This window comes from Paraburkholderia fynbosensis (assembly GCF_902859935.1).
Classification (GTDB): domain Bacteria; phylum Pseudomonadota; class Gammaproteobacteria; order Burkholderiales; family Burkholderiaceae; genus Paraburkholderia; species Paraburkholderia fynbosensis.
Map to the genome: position 1 here is coordinate 1 of NZ_CADIKI010000061.1, position 3,117 is coordinate 3,117.

Consider the following 3,117-nt stretch of genomic DNA (forward strand, 5'->3'; position numbering starts at 1 on the left):
GCGAGCTACATCACGTCGCAACTGAGCGAGTTCTATGCGGCGCGCAAATCGCATAACATCCAGTCGGTGATGTATTACGTGCTCGACAGTGGCGACAACACCTACGGCATCGTGAACAACGGCACGCCAATCAGCCAGCCTTACAGTGCGTTCACTACTTTCGTGTCCGCCCACCCGGACAATTAAACGCAAGGCAATTGGCGGTTCAATGCTGCTAGCAGGGGTCCACTCGATTTCAGTGCAATAAGTGACGGTACGCAAAGCCAGTCAGGACGTGGGAGGCAGGTAGTAAGCCATTGATTTTTGTTGACATTGCTGTTCGCTTTTTTGCGGCGTTTCGTGGACGTCCGACCGACGGAGGCGCGCGATGCAAGGCTGGCAGACGACGTACCTGGGCATGCGGGAGCTGCCCCGCGAGCTCAGCACCTTCGAGTTGCAGGCAGCCCGGCCGAGCGCGAGCTGATCGCGGCGCGGCGCGGCAACCGACTGAAGCTTGGCCTGGCGCTGCACATCGGGTTCCTGCGCATGAGCGGGCGTCTGCTCGACGCTTTTTCGCGTCATCCCATCGGTGCTATGGCGCCACCTCAGCGGCGAGCTCGGCATTGACGCCCCGGAACTCGCATCGCTGCGCGCGATGTATGGCCGCGGCCGCACCCTGTTCGACCACCAACAGGTCGCCTGCGAGTCCCTTGGATTCCGATGGATGAGCGAGCATCAGCGCCGCGCCCTGGTGCGAGAACTGCGGGACGAGGTAGGCCGTTGCGCTGACCGTTGAACAGTTGCTCGTTCGTGCCCGACAATGGTTGTACGAACACCGGCTGCTGATCGTCCACGACCGGGCCATCCGCTCTCTGATCGCCGCCGCTTGCGCAACTCGAGGCCGAGACCGGCGCAACGATTCGCGCGGTGGTTAAGCCGGGGACGCTTGATCGCTGGCGCCGCGCGATTGCTGAGCCTCGTGCTGATGGCCAGACGCAGCAAAGTTGGCTGTGGGCGACCCCCGCCAGGCACTCACACGGCAGATCAGCGAGGTGTTCGAACGCATCGAATTGCTCTACGGCCTGGAGGTTCACCAGCACCTGGGAGATCTTCCCGACTCGTTCTGCGCCGCTACGCCCGACGGCAGGCCTCCAGACCACCGTCGGCAGGGGCCAAGATCAAAGAACCGGCACGTACGGTGGAGGTTGCCTGCTTCCTGAGCTACTGCCTGCTAACCGCTACTGATCAGTTGATCCTGATGCTGCAGCGACGCGTGGCAGATCTCTGGCGACACGCAGCCAATGGCGTCAGCGCCCCCGTCAACTGGGCCGATCTGAACCAGACGCTGCTTGCTGAGTTGGCGGGCCTGAGTGCCGAAGGGGCCGTGTCGGACGCCGAACTGCGCGCCCGACTCGACGCCTTGGTTGCCGCCAATCGGCAGCGTCGCCCCGCCCAGCCGCGCATCTCTTGTGCGTGAGCGTTTGATCGAAGCCATCCGCCCAGTGAGATCGCTGCTGGTGGCAATCGCCAGGCTGCCATGGCAGGCCACCGGGGAGCATCCCGTCACCGCCGCGCTGGCCACGTTGTGTGGCCTGTACGAGCGCGGTGTCAGGAAGTTGCCTGACGATGCCGCTGCACCTCGCCTCGGGTCAGTTTGGCGCGATGCCATCTCGGGCTACGACCGGGAACGAGCGTTCCGCGCCTTGGAGGTAGCCGCGCTATTCGCACTGCGCCGCTCGGTGCGCGACGGCTCGGTGTGGATCGAACACAGCCCGGGCTTCCGTGGCCGAGAGCGTCTGTTCCTGCCTGCAGAGCGTTGGAAGACCGAGGCGAGGCGCCACTATGCACGTCTGTGGTTGCCGGCCACGCCGGCGGAATTCCTAGAACCGCTGTTGGCGCGCGTACGTTCCAGCGTGGATGCGGTGGCAGGCTGCCCGGTCCGGCGTGCTACGCGTCGACGACGATCTCCACCTCTCGCCGCTGCCGGCAGATGACGACGATCCCGAGGTCACCAGGCTTCGCGCCAAGCTCGGCCACCGCATCGGGGAAGTGCAGTTTCCCGAAGTGATCCTGGCCGTCGATGCACAGGTTCGTTTCAGCTGGATCATGCTGGGGCGTGAGCCGCACACGGCCGACGAACTGTTGATGGTGTATGTCGTAATCCTCGCCCACGGCACCAGCCTGACGGCCGCCGAATGTGGGCGCATGATTCCGCAGCTGTCGGCCACGAGCCAGGCTACATTGTTCAAGGAACCAATCGGGCAGGGCTGACGGAATGGAACGCGCCATAACGGCAGGTTGCAATCGCTTCAGCGTCGGACTGTGAAGCGGCCTGTGCGAAGGCAACCGACCACCGGCCGCAGACATCGCGATAACGGATCGAATAGATAAACATGGCAATCTCCTGTGGCATCCACGTTCAACGGGGCTGTGGCGCCTTTCGGCTGGTCGGCCAGACGATAGGCGGTCGAACGATTTGGTCAGCGTTATTCTTATGTACCGCGTAGAAGACGCTGGTCGCTACCGCCGACATCGGATCGTCTCGACGCAGTTGGATCAGATCTCTTGCGTTCCTGCTCATCGTGACCTCACTGCATACAGATGCGGCCAAGCTAAGGTCAAAAGTCCGCGATACAGTGCTTATCCAGCCAGGGGACGAACGTGTACTCGTGTTACGCGCTGCTACGGGAATGAGTCCAGTTACGCGAAACGTCCAAATTAAAACGCAGTGGACTGTCATCGGAGCCGGCCGGCATCCCCGATCCAAAACCGGCTCCTGGACGTACTTATTGCGACGCTGCGACCGCCTGTTTGATCGTCGCGTAAATCGGCTTCTGCGAAGCGTTGCTGGTCAGGATTCCGTACGGCCCGGTAGGATCATCGTACAGTTCGTACCAGTTAAAGCCGATCACGTTGTACGTGGCTTTGGCCGCGACGAGTTCAGGGATCGTCTTGTTGATGTACGTCTGCGCCTGAGCGGTAGTGAAGTCGGTGTTGACGCCAATCTCCGTGAACATGATCGGGAGGTTGTATGCATCGTGCAAGGACTTCAGAACGTTGTAGTTCGTGCCCGTCACGCCCCACGTGTTCTCAGGATCACCACCGTCAGAGTACCAATGCAACTGAATGATGTCGGTC

At 61.8% G+C, this 3,117-nt stretch carries 2 protein-coding genes and 2 pseudogenes; 2 read left to right on the forward strand and 2 right to left on the reverse strand.

Annotated features, from left to right (window positions below; all coding sequences use genetic code 11):
- Positions 1-186: pseudogene (locus tag HV770_RS37925) on the forward strand (hypothetical protein); the annotation flags it as partial.
- A gap of 181 nt (positions 187-367) precedes the next feature.
- A pseudogene (locus tag HV770_RS37930) lies at positions 368-2,211 on the forward strand (DUF4158 domain-containing protein); the annotation flags it as partial.
- Positions 2,212-2,224: 13 nt separating this feature from the next.
- Here the strand turns inward: HV770_RS37930 and HV770_RS37935 are convergent.
- Both HV770_RS37935 and HV770_RS37940 read right to left on the reverse strand, forming a co-directional pair.
- Positions 2,225-2,374 (reverse strand): hypothetical protein, encoded by a 150-nt coding sequence (locus HV770_RS37935; protein WP_175166516.1) that lies wholly within the window; start codon positions 2,372-2,374, stop codon positions 2,225-2,227.
- A 391-nt stretch (positions 2,375-2,765) separates the two neighbouring features.
- On the reverse strand, positions 2,766-3,117 hold a 352-nt coding region (locus tag HV770_RS37940), incomplete at its 5' end, for a glycosyl hydrolase (protein WP_217468714.1).

Excerpts from the sequence above, each read along its gene's own strand:
- HV770_RS37935 (WP_175166516.1), bottom strand. The coding sequence starts at position 2,374 with ATGTTTATCTATTCGATCCGTTATCGCGATGTCTGCGGCCGGTGGTCG.